Below are 18,275 nucleotides of genomic sequence, written 5' to 3' on the forward strand. Positions count from 1 at the left end.
GACGTGGCGAAACTCAATCAGATCATCGCAGTGGAGAAGGGCATCAAGTCCAAGTCCCATCAGGACCTGACGTCCGCTCATCATGGGCTGCAGAAGCCCGCGTTGCTGGCCGGCATCTCGCGGACGTACCAGCCGAAGGACGAGGAGGGCGAGCAGTTGCCGCCCGAGTCGACCCGGGTGCAGGTGCAGGCCGAGGACGTGCTGCGGGAGACCGCGGGGACGCTGACGCGGCTGTTCGATGTGACCGCCACCAAGGACTGGGCGAACTGCACGGCGCGCGCGGATGTGAAGGTCGACGGGCGGGTGCTCGTCGCCGAGGTGCCCGTGTCGTATCTGCTGTTCCTCGAGAAGCAGCTCACCGACCTCAACACGTTTGTGCGGAAGCTGCCCGTCCTCGACGCCTCCGAGTCGTGGGTGCAGGATCCCTCCACCGATGCGTGGAAGACCGAGCCCGTGCGGACGCTTCGTACGAAGAAGGTGCCCCGAAACCACGTCAAGGCCGAGGCTACCGAGAAGCATCCCGCTCAGGTCGAGGTGTACTACGAGGACATACCCGTCGGGTACTGGACGACCGTGAAGTTCTCCGGCGCCCTGCCCGCCCGGCGCGTCAACGAACTCCTCGGCCGCGTCGAGAAGTTGCAGCAGGCCGTCAAGTTCGCCCGCGAGGAGGCGAACGGCGTGGACGTCGTCGACCAGCACGTCGGCGACTCCGTGTTCGGCTACCTGTTCGGGTAGCCTCCAGAACTCCCGGCCAATGCACCACGGCCGGGGTGCGCGAGGAGCGCAAAGCTGAAGCTGAAGCTTGTCGTGATGAGCGGTCGTACCCACCAAAGCAGTAAAGGGCGGACCGCGGTCAATCTCAGACTCTTGCTCCAGACTCAGTATTCGCCGCCCATCGCCGGATCGACCGGGCCCAGGCCCCGGACGTCGAAATGCCGGTTCAAGTCCGGCCCGCACAGCTCGATGTGCGGTGGTCCAAAGGCAGGACGCGGCGACATGACGACTGACCTGGGTCCTCAAGCGTGCCGGCGTGTGAATTGGGTGGCATCACAGGGTCCGGGGGCCGGCTACGCCCTCGGGCCCGCTCCCGTTTTTGCGTACATCGGCCATGGACGCCGGTCGCGTGCATCGGCTTCGTACAGGGGTTGCGTTCATAAAGAACGCGCCCTCCACGCGAAGCGTCACCTCGCCGAAACACTTGCGTTCCATTCCCTCCAGTAACTCGATCTACCGTAGGCACCACAACAGCCCGGCCGATGTCGCCCGAAGGCGCCCCCGCCCTCGCCCGACAGGAGCCCCGTGCCACTCCCCAGCGTCGCCCTGCCGCCCTGGCTCGCCCATGCCCTGCGCGCCCAGCGGGGACCCGTTCCCTGGAGCGCGGTCGTCCGGGGTGCGCTGGCGGCCGGGCCGCTGCTGCTCGTGGCGGTGGTCGCCGGGCAGCCGTCCGTCGGAGTGGTCGCGGCGCTCGGGGCCATGCTCGCCGGGATCAACGACCGGCCCGGGAGCCGGCGGGCCGCCGTCAGGAGGATTGGGGTGCCCGGCCTCGCGGGGGCCGGAGGGCTGCTCGTCGGGTCGTACGCCGGAGAGCATGTCGGGGCGGTGACCCTCACCCTGTTCCTCACTGTTCTCGGGCTCGTCGCGGGCGGCATGAGCGCCGTCGGGCCCGTCGCCTCCGGGGCCGGCACGCAGTTGCTCGTGGCCTGCGCCATCGGGGCCGGGATGCCGCTGCCCGAACCCGGGTGGCAGCGCGCGCTGTTCTACCTCGCCGGCGCCGGGTGGCTCATCGCCCTGCGGCTCGCGCTGCCGACGACCGCGGTCACCGCCGGTGACTACCGGTTCGACGGGGAGCGGGACGCCGTCGGCGCCGTGTACGACGCGATCGCCGAGCTGCTGATCGCCGCAGGGGGGACGGACGCGACCGCTCGCAGGGTCGCGCTGACCGCCGCGCTCGACCACGCACAGGACGCGCTCGCCGGGCCCCGGCTGCGGCGGTACGCCAGCTCCGGGGCCGAGCGGCGGCTGCACGCGCAGTACGCCGCCGCGCTGCCGCTCGCCGAGGCCGCGACCGCGCTCGCCTGGGTGGGCGAGGCGGTGCCCGCGCGGGCCGCGGAAGGACCCCGACGGCTCGCCACCGCCGTACGGACCGGCGCGCACACCGGACCACTGCCCGCGCCCTCCCGCTCCGCGCCCGCCCTGCGCGCCCTCGACGACGCGCTGCTGCACGCCGCCGACGCCTTCGACGGGGGCGGCACCGGAAGGAACCTGCACACCCGGCGCCGTACCGCCCTGTCCCTCGCGCGCACCGCCTTCGGCGCGGGAGGGCGTGAGTACGGGCTCCGCGTCGCCCTCTGCTTCGGCGCCAGCGCGGGCGTGGCGCAGGCCCTGCACCACGCCCAGTGGTACGGGAACCACTCCCACTGGTACTGGCTCCCCGCGACCGCCGTCTTCCTCGTCAAGCCCGACCTCGGGCCGCTCGCCTCGCGCGTGCTGTGCCGGGCGGCGGGGACCGTCCTTGGCGCCATCGTCTTCGCGGGGCTCGCCGCACTGCTGCCCAGGCCCGCAGGGCTGGTCGCCGTCGTGGCCGTATGCGGCGCCCTGATCCCCGTCGCCACACGGCACTTCGCGGCGCAGACCGCCGTCGTCACCGTGCTCGTGCTCGCCCTCGTCATGGTGGCGGGGGAGCCGCCGGCCGCCTGGAGCCGCATCGGCGAGACGCTGCTGGCCTGCGCGATCGTGCTGCTCGTCGGGCATCTGCCGGCGCTCGGGCAGCGCGGAGGGACGGTACGGGCCCGGCTCGCCCGCGCCGTGGAGGCGGCGGACGCCTACCTCGCGCATGTGCTGAACGAAGGTACGACGGACGACAAGGCCGGCCGCTGGGCCCTGCGCCGCGAGGCCTATCGCGCGCTCGCCGAAGCCCGTGCCGCGATCGACCTCGCCGCCGCCGAACTCCCCGCCCTCGCACGGCACGCGGAGGGCACGGACGAGGTGGCGGCCACCCTGGAACGACTCGTCGACACGACCACGGCGTGCGCCGTCCAGCTCGACGACAACGGGCGGCTCACGCCCCGCCACACCGAGCGGATCGCCGAACTCCTCCACGAATTGGCCGAGGGGCGGGAGCGGGCGGGGCTTCGTGTGAAGCAGGGGCCCGAGGTGCCCGTCGCTGTGTGACGTCGGGGTTCGGACGTCGCGGGTTCGGTACGGAGACCGCTGGGGCGGCCGGCTCGGCAACGGATGCGCGGTTCATGTCCCCCGGCCGCAGGACACCGTCGTACGGTGACGCAATGACGCCGTCTCCCGCGACTCCGTCCCCGGCCTCTTCCGGGCAAGGCCCCTCTTCCGGGCAGGGCCCCGCCGATCTCCTCATCACCGGATGCACCGCCCTCGTGCACGACGATCACGAGGGGATCGCCTTCGTCGAGGACGCCTCGATCGTCGTACGAGGAGGGGTCATCGAGGCCGTCACCGGCGGCGCGTCCGCCGTGGACGCCGTCGAGCGCATCGACGGCCGTGGCCAGGTGGCGATGCCCGGCCTGATCAACTGCCATACGCACTCGCCGATGGTCGCGCTGCGCGGCATCGCCGAGGATCTGCCCGCCGAGGAGTGGTTCAACGACTTCATCTGGCCGATCGAGTCCAACCTCACCGTCCGGGACGTTGAGTTGGGCGCACGGCTCGCCTGCGCCGAGATGATCCGCGGCGGGGTCACCTGCTTCGCCGACCACTACTTCTCGATGGACACCGTCGCCGCCGTGGTGGCGGAGAGCGGGCTGCGCGCGCATCTGGGGGAGGCGTTCTTCTCCTCGGGAGGTCCCGAAGGCCGGGAAAAGTCACTGGAGTTCGCGCTGCGGCACCGCGGATCGGCCGACGGCCGCATCACCACCGCCCTCGCCCCGCACGCCCCGTACACCGTGGACGACGCCGACCTCGCCGCGACCGCCGAGCTCGCCCGCGCGCATGGCCTTCCCGTACACCTCCACGCCTCCGAGAGCCGCGACCAGACCGACAACAGCCTTGCCCGGCACGGCCGTACACCGATCGAGATCCTGGAGCGGACCGGGATCCTCGGCACCGGCACCAGTGTGCTCATCGCGCACGGCACCGGCATCGTCGAGCGCGACCTGCCGGTGCTGGAGCGGGCGGCGGCAGCGGGATCCGTCGCCGTCGCGACCGCGCCCCGCGGGTACTTGAAGTTCGCGTGGGGGCCGACGCCGGTGCGCGCCCTGCGTGAGATCGGCGTTCCCGTCGGGCTCGCCACGGACGGGGCCGCCTCCAACAACTCCCTGGACGTATGGGAGTCCATGGCGCTCACCTCACTCGTCCAGAAGTCGACCGAGGGCGATCCACGCTGGCTGACATCACGTCAAGCCCTGCACCACGCGACGCTCCAGAGCGCGCTGGCCGTCGGTCTCGGCGAGCGGACCGGGAGCCTCGCGCCGGGGCGACGGGCGGACATCATCCTGGTGGATCTCACCGGGCCGCACACCCAGCCGGTGCACGACCTCGCGGCCACGCTCGTGCACAGCGCCCGCGCCGGCGACGTACGGACCACGATCGTCGACGGCCGGGTGCTGATGCGGGATCGCGAACTGCTCACACTCGATCTGCCGTCCACCGTCAGGGAGTTGGGGGAGCGGCTGCCCGCCTTGATCGACCGGAGTCACGGGAAGCGGATCCAGGAATACGACACCTGATCCGGGACCACGACACCTGATCGACATTGCCTAGGGTGGAGCCATGTCCACCCCACAGGACCCCGCAGCGGGCCTCATCGACAACCCGTACGCCGTCTACGACCGCCTCCGTGACACCGCGCCCGTGCACCGCATCGCCGGTACCGACGGCAACCCCGCCTGGCTCGTCACGCGGTACGACGACGTACGCGAGGCCCTCGCGAACCCGCTGCTCTCGCTGGACAAGCGGCATGCGCTGCCCGGGAGTTACCAGGGGCTGGCACTGCCGCCTGCCCTCGACGCCAACCTCCTGAACATGGACCCGCCCGATCACACCCGCATCCGGCGCATGGTCGTACGGGCCTTCACACCGCGCCGGATCGAGCAACTGCGCACGCCCGTCAGAGAAACCGCCGACAGGCTCCTCGACGCGCTCGGAACACACGGCGGGACGGACCTCGTCGCCGCGTACGCCGCGCCTCTTCCCATCACCGTCATCTGCGATCTGCTCGGGATCCCGGACGAGCACCGCCGGGACTTCCGGGTCTGGACGGACGTGCTCGTCGCACCCGACCCGGCTCGTCCGTCGGCGGCGAAGGAGGCGGTCGTGGCCATGCTCGGGTTCTTCACGCAACTCCTCGCGGCCAAGCGGAAAGAGCCCGCGGACGACCTGCTCTCGGATCTGATCGCGGTACGGGACGAGGGCGACCGGCTCACCGAGGACGAGCTGATGTCGCTAGTGTTCCTCATCCTGTTCGCCGGGTACGAGAACACGGTGCAGCTCATCGGCAACGCCGTCCTCGGGCTGCTCACCCACCCCGACCAGCTTGCCGCGCTGCGGGCGAACCCGGACCGACTCCCCGCCGCCGTCGAGGAGTTCGCCCGCCACGAAGGGCCCGGGCTGCTCGCCATCCGGCGCTTCCCCGTCGAGGACGTGACGATCGGGGGCGTCACCGTTGCCGCGGGCGAGACCGTCCTGCTGTCCCTGTCCGCCGCCAACCGGGACCCGAGCCGCTTTCCCGACCCCGGCCGGCTCGACCTCGGCCGCGACGCCTCCGGCCATCTCGCGCTCGGTCACGGCATCCACTACTGCCTGGGCGCGCCGCTGGCCCGCCTGGAGACGGAGATCGCCCTGTCCGCGCTCCTGGAACGCCTCCCGGATCTCGCGCTGGACGCCGACCCGGCCGAGCTGCGGTGGCGGCCCTCTCTGCGCGCCCGCGGCCTGCTCGCGCTTCCGGTGACGTACTGACGCCGTGACGTACTGATGCTGAGTGACGTACTGATGCCGGGAAACCGGTCCAGAAAATTCTGCGTTCCGCCGATGAGTTCCGCTCCTCCCTCCGGTCCACCCACAGAAGGCACAGGTTTCATAGGAGGGGCACATGACGCTTCCGCAGATCGTTTCGCGCGACGAGTGGCGCGCCGCGCGCGAAGAACTGCTGGCCAAGGAGAAGGCCGCCACGCGTGCACGGGACGCGCTCAACGCGGAGCGGCGCGGGCTGCCGATGGTCGAGGTCGACAAGGAGTACGTGTTCGAGGGCGGCGACGGGAAGGCGACACTGCTCGACCTCTTCGACGGACGGCACCAACTCGTCGTCTACCACTTCATGTTCGCGCCGGAGTGGGCCGCCGGCTGCCGCAGCTGCTCGGCGTTCCTCGACCAGATCGGGCACCTCGCGCATCTGCGGGCCAGGGGTACGGAATTCGCCGCCGTCTCCCGTGCACCGCACACGAAAATCCTGCCCTTCAAGGCGCGCATGGGCTGGACGGTGCCGTGGTACTCGTCGTACGACAACGAGTTCAACTACGACTACCAGGCATCCTTCGGCGGTGAAGAGCCCTACGAGCGGCCGGGGATGAGCTGTTTCCTGCGGGAGCGTGACCGTGTTTTCCACACGTACTCGACGTACGAACGCGGACTCGACGGGCTCGGCTCCACGACCAGCCTGCTGGACCTCACCGCGCTGGGACGGCAGGAGGAGTGGGAGGAGCCCAGGGGGCGCTCATCGGCGCTGGGAGCACCCGCGGGCAGTGAACGGATCCGGTACCACGACGAGTACGCGGACTGATGCGCGTACCCCTCGCCGCATTCGCAAAAGGTGTGAACGGGCCGATAACGCCCTCACATCGAACCTGCGACGAAGTGTCGACTACGTCTCAGTACCGTCACTTTGCGAGCCGTTCACCCCATGGAGGGCGTTTAACTCTACGAGAGCAGCGCTACGTGGAGGTACAAGGTGAACGGGCGAACGGTGCTGGAGCGCTTCCCCGCAGGTGGGCCGCGTGGGTCCTGGCCCGCGGAGGAGTTCGCGCAGGCGCGTCGCAAGGAGGGCCAGGCCGTGGAAGTGGTCATGGATCTCTCGACGGACGCGTTCTTGGTGGTCTTGCGTGTCGGCGACCTCGTCGAGTGAGGTCGGGGGCTGGACGGGGCTTCCTCCCCGTCACTGACCTGCGGCTGCCCGGGGCTTCCTCCCCGGCGGATCGACCTGCGGCCTCGCCGGTGGGTCAACCGGCCTCCCTGGTGGCCACCTTCGCGGTGAACTGCCCCGCCTGGAGCGAGTACAGCTCCGCATAGACGCCCCCCGTGGCCAGGAGCTCGTCCGGGCTGCCGGACTCCACGAGACGGCCCTGGTCGAGGACGTGCACGAGATCGGCGTGGCGCACGGACGCCAGCCTGTGCGTGATCAGGATGACGGTCTGGCCGGTGCCCGCCAGCGCCCTGATCTTCTCGAAGACCTCCAGCTCGGCCCGGGCGTCGAGCGCCGCCGTCGGTTCGTCCACGATCAGGATGGCGCCGCGCCGGTACGCGGCCCGCGCGATGCCGAGCCGCTGCCACTGCCCGCCCGACAGCTCGTGCCCGCCGCTGAAGCCGCGGGCGAGAAGCGTGTCGAGGCCGCGGGGCAGATCCGCGACGACGTCCTCCGCCCCCGCCTCGGCCACCGATGAGGCGAGCCGCTCGTCCGTCAGTGGCGCCGAGGTGCGGCCGACCGCGACGTTGACGCGGGCCGTGAACGGCCACCGCTTGAAGTCCTGCGCCACCATCGCGATGCGCTCGGCGAGTTGATGCCGGTCGGCGGTCGCCGCGTCGACGTCGTCCCACAGGATCCGGCCGCGCTGGGGCGCGTACAGGCCCGCGAGCAGTTTCACCAGCGTGGTCTTGCCCGAGCCGTTCTCCCCGACCAGCGCCACGATCTTGCCGAGCGGCACATTCAGGGTCACATCCGCGAGCGCGGGCCTGGTCGAGGTGCCCGGATAGGTGAACGTGACGTTCTCGAAGCGTATTTCGCGCGGATCGTCGGGCAGCGGCTCGCCGCCCACGGGGATCGCGCGCTCGGCCGCCTCGACGTACAGGCGCTGCAGGTCGCCCACGAACAGGCCGTCCTCGTGGAGGGAGTTGATCTCCAGGACGAGTGTGCCGAGGCTCGCGGAGCCGGTGCGGATCGCGATCACCGCCGTACCGGCGACGGAGAGTGCCATCGCGCCGGCGAGCAGCAGTCCGCCGAGGGTCGCGTACGTCGCCACGGTGGCGAGGCCGGTCCAGGCCGCCGCGATCAGGCCGGTGCGGGCGGAAAGCCGGGCCAGGCGCGCCTGTTCGGCCTCGGCGGACTCCGACATCGAGCGGTAGTGGCGCAACAGGAACGGACCGACGCCGTGCACCCGGATCTCCGGAGCCGCGGCGGGCTCGGTGAGCAGACTGCCGATCAGATGCCCGGCGCGGGCGTGCTGCACCCAGGTGTGGAACGACTCGTAGCGACGCCGGGCGATGGTCAGCGCGCTCCACGCGCTCGGCAGTGTCATCGTCACGAGCAGCGGAAGCAGTGCGGGATGCAGCACGGTCAGGACACCCGCCGCCGCGCACAGCGAGATGATCGCGTTCACGACCCGGGCGGCGATCGTGATCATGCGCCGGGCGGAGTGGGCGCCGTACTGCGCGGTGTCCAGCAGCTTGTGGAAGGCGTCGTCCTCGATCGCGGCCAGCTCCACGGCCGCCGCCCGTTCCAGATACAGCTCGGTCGCGACCCGCTCGACCTTCGGCTCGAGCCGCCCGGTCGCGTACGTCGACGCGGCCCGCAGCAGCGCCGCGAGCAGCATCACGACGGCGACGGCGATCAGCGCCGGGAGCGCCCCGCGCAACCGGTCCTCGACCGGGCCGCTCGCCATCAGCCGCCCCAGCACGCTGTTGACGGCCAGCAGACTCACCGCCTGCGCCGCGCCGCGGGCCAGTTCGGCGCCCAGCACGATACGGGCGGCGCGGCGGTCCGCCTTCCAGGCGAGCCGGAAACTGGACGCGAGCAGGGACGGCAGCCGCGTCATCATGGCGCGGAAGTTCAACTCCAGGAACGCGTCGGCGTGTTGGGACCAGCCCATGTCGTAGCGGAGCGGGCCGCCGAAGAGCAGGTGCTCCGATTCGGACGGTGCCGGTTTGTCGTCGTCCCGCTTGCCGCGCCGTGCTGTTTTCCTCGCGGACTTTCTCACCGTTGGCCTCCCCCGGAGTGGACGAACGGTGCATTCCCCCGGAACGGGGCGCTCCACCCGGGGCGGCCGCGAAGTTTCGCGGCAACCGGCGCACTTCGGATACCGGCGCATTCGGATACGCCGGTGGGACCCGGCCGGGGGACCTACGCGCTGATCGGACGCGACCAGACGGGTGTAGTTCCCGTCACCTGGCACACGGCCAGATAGAGGGGGATCGGCGGGGTGTAAGGAACGGTGCCGGCGGGCCTGTGGATGAGCCCGGGGGTGTGGGGCGCGTCGGGTACGACCGCGCCCGTGGCGTAGTGCGCGGGCGCCGGCCACTCCAGGGCGACGTCGGAGTCGGAGGGCACGATCCACCACCAGCTCGCCCGGTCGGCGTAGACACAGCCCACGCGCGGCAGCCGGGGCAGCAGCAGCGGTCCGAAGCGGGCGGGCACCGACACCGCGTCGCACCCCAGCGGCACCGTCATGCCCTCGGGCACGGGGAGACGTCTGAGCGGCCCGGACGCCTGCTGCATGCGCTTGAGGCGGACGAGTGTGTCCAGGCTCAGGACCTCAGCCCGGGGCCCCGCGACCGACGTACCCCTCACAACACCATCCCCCAGCATGCTTCCGTCCCGGCGCCCCGGCCGTCGGCCGGAGGCTTCTTCGCGCTCCACCCGAGGTCGGAGCGGGGCTCGGTGGCCGCGTCACGCCGACTGGTCGAACGTCCGTTCGGTGAGTGCTCCAGCTCCGCCCAGACCAGCAGCCCGGGGCCCGTCTCCTGAGCCCCCCAGGCTCTGCACATGGCCTCGACGAGGAGCAATCCCCTCCCGTGCTCCTCCTCGGGCCGCTGGGACGAGGGGCGCGGCTCACCAGGGGCGCAGCCCTCGTCACGTACGGCTATCCGCACCAGGTCGTCTTCGTGGTGCAGCTCGCAGACGACCCGCTCACCGGCGGTGTGCACGATCGCGTTGGTGACCAGCTCGGAGATGACGAGGGTCGCCGTGTCGCAGGTGTCCTCGCACACCGCCCAGCCGGACAGCCAGGCGTCGGTCAGACGTCTGGCCCGGGCCACGGAGCCCGGGTGCGCGGCCAGCTCGAAGCGGAACCGGCGCTCGGCGGCCAAGCCGGAGCGGGGCCCGGCGGCGGCACGGAGACCGGATCGGTCCTCGATGGCGGCACCGGGACCAAGCTGGTCCTGGGCGGCGGCGCCGGGACCGCAGCGGTCCTCGGCGGCGTCTGTTCCTAACGGCACGGACGGAGTCACGCTTGCCACTATCGCCCCGCCGTGAACACTTGGCAAGAGCCACTATGAAAAATGCAGAGTGCTGTGTGACTCCGCGAAGGCGCGTGGCACACTGCTCGCAACAGCACGCCGAGCGGCGCCAGTTGGGATCGTGGAACGGACCCCGAACGGCGCCGTCCGGACTGTCAGGACCCTGTGAACCGACTGTGAGGCACCCTGTGGAGGTGGGACGTGAGTGAACCGCGGTCCGCGCCGACGGTCGGCCAGGTCGTTCTCGGCCGGCGCCTGCTTGACCTGCGGGAACGCGCGGGTCTCAAGCGTGAGGAAGCCGCGCGTGTGCTGCGCGTCGCGCCCGCCACGGTCCGCCGCATGGAAATGGCCGAGGTCTCCCTCAAAATTCCCTACCTCCAGCTCCTCCTGAAGTCGTACGGCGTCTCGGACGAAGAGGCCGAGGGCTTCGTGCTTCTGGCCGAGGAGGCCAACAAACCGGGCTGGTGGCAGCGGTTCCACGACATCCTGCCGGGCTGGTTCTCGATGTACGTCAGCCTGGAGGGCGCCGCGGCCCTGATCAGGCAGTACGAACCCCATTTCGTGCCCGGCATCCTGCAGACCGAGGAGTACGCGCGTGGCGTCCTGAAGGCGGGCGCCATCGGCCAGACGAGACCCGAGGACATCGAGCGGCATGTGGCGCTGCGCATGCAGCGCCAGGATCTGCTCACCCGCGCGGACGCCCCGCGGATCTGGGCCGTGATGGACGAGACGGCCCTGCGCCGCCCCATCGGCGGCCCCGAGGTGATGCGCGCCCAGGTCGACAAGCTGCTCCAGGCCACGAAGCTGCCCAACCTGACGCTGCAGGTGATCCCGTTCTCCTCGGGACCGCACCCCGGCACGTACGGGCCCTTCGTGCTCTTCCGTTTTGCCGTGCCGGAACTCCCGGACATGGTCTACAGCGAGTACCTGACCGGCGCCGTCTACCTGGACGCGCGCTCAGAGGTGGCGACCCACCTCGAGGTCATGGACCGCATGGCGGCTCAGGCCGCTACTGCACATCGCACGAAGGAGATCCTCCGGGATCTCCGCAAGGAGCTGTGAATGGAACGCATCAGGCCGCGGATACGCAACGCGCGCATCTACAACGGAATGCCCGCCCGCGAACTGGGCAGCGAGGGCTGGCACAAGCCGTGGAGCGGTGGCAACGGAGGCAACTGCCTGGAGGCGATGAAGCTCGCGGACGGGCGCATCGCGGTACGCCAGTCGGCGGATCCGGACGGACCCGCCCTGATCTACACGCCCGGCGAGATGACCGCGTTCATCCAGGGGGCGAAAGCGGGGGAGGCGGACTTCCTAATGTCCTGATCCGATTGCGCTCCTCTGCTTACTGCTGTCTCAACTCCCTAATCTTGGTGCTGACTTGAACACCCACTACAGCTTGGACTTACGGAGACCGTCATGACCGGGCAGGGCCCCGTCGAGATCGACACTGGAGCTAGAGCCAACTCCACATACGGCGTGGTGCGTCCACCAGGCGGCTGATCGCGATCACTGGGAACGGCGGCTGGTCCGCGCGGCCCGGGCCGAGGCTCAGCCCGTAGTAGATCTGCTCGATCGACGGCGGTCCGACCGCGAGATTGCGCCGGACCGCCGCCGGAGGCGACTGCTGACCGGTCCGTACGAGATACGCCGCGGCCATCGCCCCCGTACGGCCGACTCCCGCACCGCAGTGCACGAACACCGGCCCCGATGCCTCGCCGACCACGTGGAGGAAGTGCTCCACCTGGCCGGGTGTCGGGGTCTGTCCGTCACGGACGGGCAGCCGTACGACATCGAGTCCGGCCCTGTGGGGACCGGCGAGCTGGGCCGCGGTGAGGTCTTCGGCGCGCAGGTCGACGACGGTGGTGACGCCGAGGCGCGCGAGCGCCCGGTATCCCTCGGGGGAGGGTGCGGCCCCCCGCCACAACTTCCCCTGCCTGCCAACGGGTTGGAAGTGGTGGATGCCCTGTACCGAGTGCGTCCCTTCGGGTGCCGGGGTCTCCTCGCGGGCCCAGTACGACAGCGCCAGGACCCCGAGCGCGCCGGTGGCCCACAGGGCGAGATAGCCGAGGGTGACTCCGCCGAGGTACCGCAGGATCGTCCTGCGCAACCGGCGTGTGGGCAGGGTGGGATGGGGCGGGGGTGCGGCGACGACAGCCATGGGCGACCCGGGGTGATCGGGGACGATGGGCGCGTTCGCATCGTAACCCGGGCCGGTGATATGGGCGTTGTGTGCGCGGGTGCGGTGCTCGCCGGTAGTGGCCCGGGCTCAGTCGTCGTCCGCGTCCGTGTCTCCGATGCCGACGACCGTGAGGTGGGTCCGGTCGAGGCTCGCGTCCTCCAGGCAGCCGGTCAGCCTCATACGGTCGTGGTCGGTGAGCGCGGGCCGCACGACACCGGCGTACAGGCCGTCGCCCAGGCTGCCGAGGGTGGCCCGGCTCAGTGGCACGGACGTCGAATCCCGGCAGCGTTCCCAGAGTTGGTGCGCCGCGAGGGTGCCCCGCTCCGCGGTCATGTCCTTGCCGCGCATGTCGATCCGGACGAGTACGGAGGTCGCCTCGGAGTCGTTCCCGTGCTCCTCGCGGGTCTGGGTGAGCTCGGCGAGGGCGCCCACGAGCGCGGTGAGCAGGACGGCACCGACGACTCCGGCGGCGACCAGGCGCACGGTCCGGCGCCGGTCGCGCCGGGCGCCGATCCGCGGCAGGTCGTCCAGGTCGGTGTTCCCGGCCGCATCAGGCGCGGCCAGGATCGCCAGCCGCCCGGCGAGCCGCCGCTCGGCCGACGGCCGTGCCGTGACCGACGCGATCCGCTGCACCAGCCAGGCGAGCCCGGACAGCAGCACGCCGGTGACCATGAGCACGGGCACGAAGACGTACGAGTGACTGCTGGGATCGTCCAGCCACCGGAACTGGTCGTTCGACGGTTCTCTCTGGCGTAGCCGGGCCAGTACGTCCTCCTGCCGTGACCCGCCCTGTCGGTGGAGTCGGGCGAACGCGTCCTCTTGGCGTCGGTCGGTCTCGCGCATCCGCTCCTCGATCCGCTCCTCGATCCGCGAAAGCCGCCCGAGCAGCACGATCCCGAGCAGCATCACCTCGACGACGAGCAGCAACACCCCGCAGAGAATGGCCCGTTGCCACTGCCACCGGTACAGGTAGACGACGACGTACACGCCCGCGCCCGCGGCCGCCGAGCCTCCGAAGAGGTAGGCGACGCGCCTCATCGCGCGGCTCCCGACACCTGGCCGGTCATCAGATGTACGTCGCCGGTGGTGCCGTCGACCGTGAGGCGGGAGCCCGGCCGGAACCGGCGTGCCGCATCGTCCGCGCCGACGACGGTTGGCAGGCCGAACTCCCTTGCCAGCACGGCAAGATGGGACAGTGGGCTGCCCGTCTGGGCAACCAGTCCCGCGAGACCCGGCAGGAGCGGCGCAAGCGCCGGGTCGAGGGTGCGTACGACGAGGACGGCGTCCGGAGGGCGGGGCCCGATGCCGTCCCAGGCGGTACCGGCGGCGCGTCCGCCGGCCACCCCGCGCGCCCCGCCGCCGGTCCGCCGTCGTTCGGCGACGACCACGCCGCCGTCGGCCAGCCGGAACGCGTCGGGGAGCGGGGCGGACAAGGACCGGGGGAGCCGCTCCTCCACGTCCCCCGGCAGCCGTGCGCCCTCCAGCGCCGCGACGAACTCCTCCCACCGCAGCAGCCCGACGCGCCCCGCATCGCTCAGCCCACCGCGCACCGTCAGCCTCAACGCCCCCTCACGCACCAACCGCACCTGCAACTCCTGCACCCAGCGGATCCGGAGACGGAGGGCCTCACGCGGGGGGAGCGGGCTGGGGGAGGTGCGGCGGAGGGTGGTCACGAGGGTGGGACTGGCGCTGTACGGCGTGGAGGCGGGGGCGCGATGGCTTGGTCCGGCTTCCTCGGCCGTGCGATGGCTTGGTCCGGCCTCCTCGGCCGCGCGCCGAAGGACCTCGTCACCAGGGCCCGGCCGGGTCTCGTCCCGCAGGACTTGCCGGGTCCCAGTCTCGTCACCCGTGCCCGTCCGAGCCCCGATCGCGTGCCCCGCGCCCTGCTGGGGCCTGATCAGGTCTCCCGCGCCCTGCCTGGGCCCGATCGCGTCTCCCGCGCCCTGCCGGGTCCCGGCCTCGTCCCCCAGCCCCCCGGGCAGGCGCAACTCACCCCGCAGGCTGGGCGCCACGAGTGCCAGGACCACCGGCTCCGCGGCCACGATCCGGTTGTCCGGGACGCCCTGGGCGCGGGCTTCCGCGAGGGCGACGAGGGCGGTGCCTGCCGCCGTGGTCGTGCGGTTCTCCGGGAGGAGGGCCCCGGCCAGGGCTTCCTGGGCGTGCAGGGAGACCAGGGTGGTGCGGGTCCAGCGGAGGGCGGCGACGAGGGCCGGCCCGGGGAGTTCGGCGGGCCGCGGGGTCTCGGTGAGCCGCCGGTCGACATCCGCGACGAGGTCCGTCGCCAGGCCCGGGAGCGCCACGGTCAGACGGCCCACCCGCCAGGCCGCACCGAGACGGCGGGCGCCGGGCGCCGGGTTGAGGAACGCCAGCCGGCGGTGCATCGCGGGTACGACCCCGAGCAGCCGCAGATCCGCCGCGGCGCGTCCCCCGACCGCCGTGACGACCGGCACCGCCCGCAGCTGCCGCCGTGGCGCGCTGCCCCCGATGTCGAGCGCGGCGGCGAGCCCGCGCGCCATGGGCGCCAGCCACAGATCCTCCTCCAGCGGTTCCAACTGCCCCGGCAGCGTCTCCGCCACCGGCCCGGGCCCGAGCAGCCGCGCCCGGCGCGCGGGCCGGGCCGCCATCGCCGTGATCGGGCGGCTCTGGAACAGCCACAGGCGCCCGTCACCGTCGAAGCCGAACTCGATGTCCTGAGGGCCGCCGAAGACGCGCCGGGCGCGCCGCGCGAGCCGGGCCAGACGGCGCAACTGGGCGGAGCTGAGCGGAGGTTCGTCCTCTGGAGAGCCACCGCTCGGCGGTTCCGTCCGAAGGGCCCGGCCCCATCGGTTCAACGAGTAGTTCGTGCCGGGCTGTTCACCGCTGACCAGCGTGTCGGGGCCGCCCCGCACCGCGCTCACCAGCATCCGGTCGGCCCGCCCCTCGACCGGATCCGCCCCGAAGAGAACACCTCCGACACGGGCCCTCAGCATCGGCTGCACGAGCACCGCCATCGGCGCGGTGCTCCCGTCGGACCGGTGAGCCGAGTCGAGAACGGTCCGTATCGCCGTACGGAAGTCCCGCCAGCCGCGTACGTCGAGTACAGAGGCGAACTGGCCCGCCAGGGACGACTCCTGCGTGTCCTCCCGCGGAGAGGAGGACCGTACGACGAGGGGCCGGGCACCACCACCGGAGAGCTCGTGCCAGGCGTGGCGGAGGGCGGCGGGATCACCCGAGGTCCCGGAGATGCCGGAGATGTCGGAGACACCGGAGGCTTCGTACGGAACCACGAACCCGGGAAGCACCGGCAGTCCGGCGCGCGCCGCCCGCGCGAGATGCGCGGCCTTGGAACCTGCGAACTGGGGGAGTGCTGCGGTGGGTTGATCCAAGGGGACGGCGTCGAGGCCGCGCGCCGCGCGCGCACTCCCGCCCCTGAGCTCTTCCCCGTCGCGAGCCCCGTCTTCATGCCGTTCATCGAGCGTTGTCATCGCTCACCCTCCAGGACCGACCGTCAACAGGGGGGACGCGCGGGGGTGGCCCTGCGCCTGACGACGGAACGAAGGATGGGGGCGGGCCACCGTCATGACCGGTTCACGGCCGCGACAGCAACACGCCTCCTACGTTCAATGATCCCACCGTGGTTGGTTTGTATGTCAGTTGGAGGTCACTTTCTGGCCAGCGACGGCCAGTGACGGCCGACGGCGGTCAGTGGCGGTGGGCGGCGGCCGGTGAGCCCGGGTCGTCATCCCGGTGGCAGCACCCCGCACAACGCGTCAAGTGCCGCCCCGTAGGCATGCTCGGCCGGCGTCGCGTACCCGACGACAAGGCCGTCCGGCGCCGACATCACCGCCCGCGGATGCCGGAACTCGCTCAGCCCGTCGAGCGCGACGCCCTGCCAGACCGCGGCCTTGACCGCCGACTGCTCGGTCCCCGGCGGCAGTCGCAGCACCGCGTGCAGCCCGGCCGCGATGCCGGTGATCTCGATGTGCGGGGCCCGTGCGGCGAGCGCGGCGACGAGACGGTCACGGCGCGCCCGGTACCGCTGCCGCATACGCCGCACATGACGGTCGTACGACCCGGACGTGATGAAGTCGGCGAGCGCGAGCTGGTCGGGTACGCCCGCCCAGGCCTCCCGCTCGCCCTTGACCGCGAGCACGGCGTCGACGTACGGCTCCGGAAGGACCATCCAGCCGAGCCGCAGCGCGGGCGACAGGCTCTTGCTGACCGAGCCGATGTGGATGACCCGCTCCGGGTCAAGGCCCTGCACGGCGCCGACCGGCTTGCGGTCGTAGCGGAACTCCCCGTCGTAGTCGTCCTCCAGGATCACGCCGCCACGCGCGCGTGCCCAGTCGATCACGGCGGCACGCCGTTCGGGGTGCAGCGGTCCGCCGGTCGGGAACTGGTGCGCGGGCGTGAGCAGTACGGCCCTCTCCCGGCCCAACTCGCCGACCTGGGCGCCGTCTTCGTCCAGAGGCAGCGGCACGGTCCGTACGGACGCGGCGGTCAGCAGCTCGCGGTGGAAGCCGAGGCCGTACGACTCGACGGCCAGCGGGCCCCGTAGCACCGCGGGAAAGAGCAGCCGCAGGGCATGCGCGAAACCGGAGCAGATCACGATCCGCCCGGGTTCCGTGCGCACGCCACGCGCGCGTGCCAGGTACTCGGCGAGCGCGTGACGCAGTTCGACGCGGCCCGCCGGATCGCCGGGCCCGAAGGCCTCGTTGGGCGCCTGCTGGAGGGCCCGCCGGTAGGACGCGAGCCAGGCGGTACGCGGGAACGACGACGCGTCCGGCGTGCCCTGCCGCAGGTCGTGCAGAGGTCCACGCGCGCGTGGAGGTGCCTTTTTCGGTACGCGCGCGGGGGCGCCCGGCAGTTCGACGCGCTCCGCGACCCGCGTGCCCGAGCCCTGCCGGGCGGTCAGCCAGCCCTCGGCGACCAGCTCGGCGTACGCGTCCGCGACCGTGTTGCGCGCGACGCCCAGGTCGGCCGCGAGCGAGCGGTACGGCGGCAGCCGGGTGCCCGGCGTGAGCCTGCCGCTGCGTACGGCCTCACGCAGGGCGCGGATCAGCGCGGCCCGGCGCCCGCCGGACCCGGCCATCTCCAGGTGCAGGTCAGCACCGATCCGCTCGGCCGAATTGACCCATGTTTCTGCCACAGAAATGCACCCTACAGCGGGTCTTTCGGGCCCGTAGATTCATGGTCATGACGACGAACACGAACACGAACATCGCTGAGGCTGCCGGAACCGCCGTGGCCGAAAACGCCCGCCTCGACTTCGCGAAGTCCGCCCCGAAGGTCTTCCGAGCGCTCATCGGCTTCGACGCGGCGGCCCGCGAGGGGCTCGACCCCGCCCTCGTCGAGCTCATCCAGATCCGCGCCTCGCACCTCAACCACTGCGCGTACTGCCTCCACATGCACACCAATGACGCCCGCAAGGCCGGCGAGAGCGAGGACCGGCTGCACCTGGTCGCGGTGTGGCGCGAGGCCCGCCACTTCTTCACGGAGAAGGAACGCGCCGCCCTCGCCCTCACGGAGGCGGTCACCCTGGTCGCCGACGGAGGCGTCCCGGACGAGGTCTACGCACAGGCCGCCGCGGTCTTCGACGACCAGGAACTGGCCCACGTCCTGGCCCTGATCCTCACGATCAACACCTGGAACCGGGTGGCGCTGTCGACGGCGAAGGTGGCGGGCACGGACGGGCGTGCCTGACAGG

General features: G+C 71.7%; 16 protein-coding genes. 9 read left to right on the forward strand and 7 right to left on the reverse strand.

The genetic code is table 11. The features are described from left to right. Positions 1 to 3 precede the first annotated feature (3 nt). From OG266_RS33695 to OG266_RS33720, 6 genes are all read left to right on the forward strand, one after another. Positions 4 to 735, forward strand: coding sequence for a hypothetical protein (locus OG266_RS33695; protein ID WP_266465619.1), 732 nt, complete (start codon positions 4 to 6; stop codon positions 733 to 735). Positions 736 to 1,299: 564 nt separating this feature from the next. Then, entirely contained in the window at positions 1,300 to 3,171 is a 1,872-nt protein-coding gene (locus OG266_RS33700) for an FUSC family protein (protein WP_371550311.1), read from the forward strand. 113 nt (positions 3,172 to 3,284) lie between these two features. Continuing rightward, entirely contained in the window at positions 3,285 to 4,694 is a 1,410-nt protein-coding gene (locus OG266_RS33705) for an amidohydrolase (RefSeq protein ID WP_371550313.1), read from the forward strand. Positions 4,695 to 4,737: 43 nt separating this feature from the next. Beyond that, entirely contained in the window at positions 4,738 to 5,922 is a 1,185-nt protein-coding gene (locus OG266_RS33710) for a cytochrome P450 (protein WP_371550314.1), read from the forward strand. Positions 5,923 to 6,055: 133 nt separating this feature from the next. Next, the gene (locus OG266_RS33715; protein ID WP_371550315.1) at positions 6,056 to 6,742 is read left to right on the forward strand and encodes a DUF899 domain-containing protein; all 687 of its coding nucleotides are present in this window, start codon (positions 6,056 to 6,058) and stop codon (positions 6,740 to 6,742) included. Positions 6,743 to 6,910: 168 nt separating this feature from the next. Continuing rightward, positions 6,911 to 7,084, forward strand: a complete 174-nt coding sequence (locus OG266_RS33720; protein WP_266465633.1) for a hypothetical protein — start codon at positions 6,911 to 6,913, stop codon at positions 7,082 to 7,084. 94 nt (positions 7,085 to 7,178) lie between these two features. Here the strand turns inward: OG266_RS33720 and OG266_RS33725 are convergent, their stop codons facing one another. The 3 genes from OG266_RS33725 to OG266_RS33735 all read right to left on the reverse strand — a co-directional run bounded on the left by OG266_RS33725 (position 7,179) and on the right by OG266_RS33735 (position 10,407). Further along, positions 7,179 to 9,041, reverse strand: coding sequence for an ABC transporter ATP-binding protein (locus OG266_RS33725; protein ID WP_371553049.1), 1,863 nt, complete (start codon positions 9,039 to 9,041; stop codon positions 7,179 to 7,181). A 251-nt stretch (positions 9,042 to 9,292) separates the two neighbouring features. Then, positions 9,293 to 9,667: a hypothetical protein gene (locus tag OG266_RS33730; RefSeq protein ID WP_371553050.1), complete on the reverse strand. Its 375-nt coding sequence runs from the start codon at positions 9,665 to 9,667 to the stop codon at positions 9,293 to 9,295. Between the two features lie 68 nt (positions 9,668 to 9,735). After that, entirely contained in the window at positions 9,736 to 10,407 is a 672-nt protein-coding gene (locus OG266_RS33735) for an ATP-binding protein (RefSeq protein WP_266465636.1), read from the reverse strand. A gap of 201 nt (positions 10,408 to 10,608) precedes the next feature. Here OG266_RS33735 and OG266_RS33740 point away from each other — a divergent pair, with 201 nt between their 5' ends. Continuing rightward, complete coding sequence (locus OG266_RS33740; RefSeq protein ID WP_266465640.1) at positions 10,609 to 11,469, forward strand: helix-turn-helix transcriptional regulator; 861 nt, start codon at positions 10,609 to 10,611, stop codon at positions 11,467 to 11,469. Further along, a complete protein-coding gene (locus tag OG266_RS33745) occupies positions 11,470 to 11,733 on the forward strand; it encodes a DUF397 domain-containing protein (RefSeq protein ID WP_371550317.1) in 264 nt (87 codons plus the stop codon). 130 nt (positions 11,734 to 11,863) lie between these two features. On the opposite strand, the gene OG266_RS33750 is transcribed toward OG266_RS33745, so the two are convergent. From OG266_RS33750 to OG266_RS33765, 4 genes are all read right to left on the reverse strand, one after another. After that, positions 11,864 to 12,568, reverse strand: coding sequence for a tyrosine-protein phosphatase (locus OG266_RS33750; protein WP_371550318.1), 705 nt, complete (start codon positions 12,566 to 12,568; stop codon positions 11,864 to 11,866). Positions 12,569 to 12,676: 108 nt separating this feature from the next. Next, positions 12,677 to 13,627, reverse strand: a complete 951-nt coding sequence (locus tag OG266_RS33755; RefSeq protein ID WP_371550320.1) for a hypothetical protein — start codon at positions 13,625 to 13,627, stop codon at positions 12,677 to 12,679. Further along, a complete protein-coding gene (locus OG266_RS33760; RefSeq protein ID WP_371550322.1) occupies positions 13,624 to 16,053 on the reverse strand; it encodes a PEP/pyruvate-binding domain-containing protein in 2,430 nt (809 codons plus the stop codon). The genes OG266_RS33755 and OG266_RS33760 overlap by 4 nt, the downstream gene beginning before the upstream one ends. A gap of 254 nt (positions 16,054 to 16,307) precedes the next feature. Then, positions 16,308 to 17,717, reverse strand: coding sequence for a PLP-dependent aminotransferase family protein (locus OG266_RS33765; RefSeq protein ID WP_371550324.1), 1,410 nt, complete (start codon positions 17,715 to 17,717; stop codon positions 16,308 to 16,310). A 47-nt stretch (positions 17,718 to 17,764) separates the two neighbouring features. Between OG266_RS33765 and OG266_RS33770 the strand changes: the two genes are divergently transcribed. Then, a complete protein-coding gene (locus tag OG266_RS33770; protein ID WP_371550326.1) occupies positions 17,765 to 18,271 on the forward strand; it encodes a carboxymuconolactone decarboxylase family protein in 507 nt (168 codons plus the stop codon). The last annotated feature ends 4 nt before the right edge of the window (positions 18,272 to 18,275 follow it).

The sequence above is a fragment of the Streptomyces sp. NBC_00554 genome (genome assembly GCF_041431135.1).
In the GTDB taxonomy this organism is placed as follows: domain Bacteria; phylum Actinomycetota; class Actinomycetes; order Streptomycetales; family Streptomycetaceae; genus Streptomyces.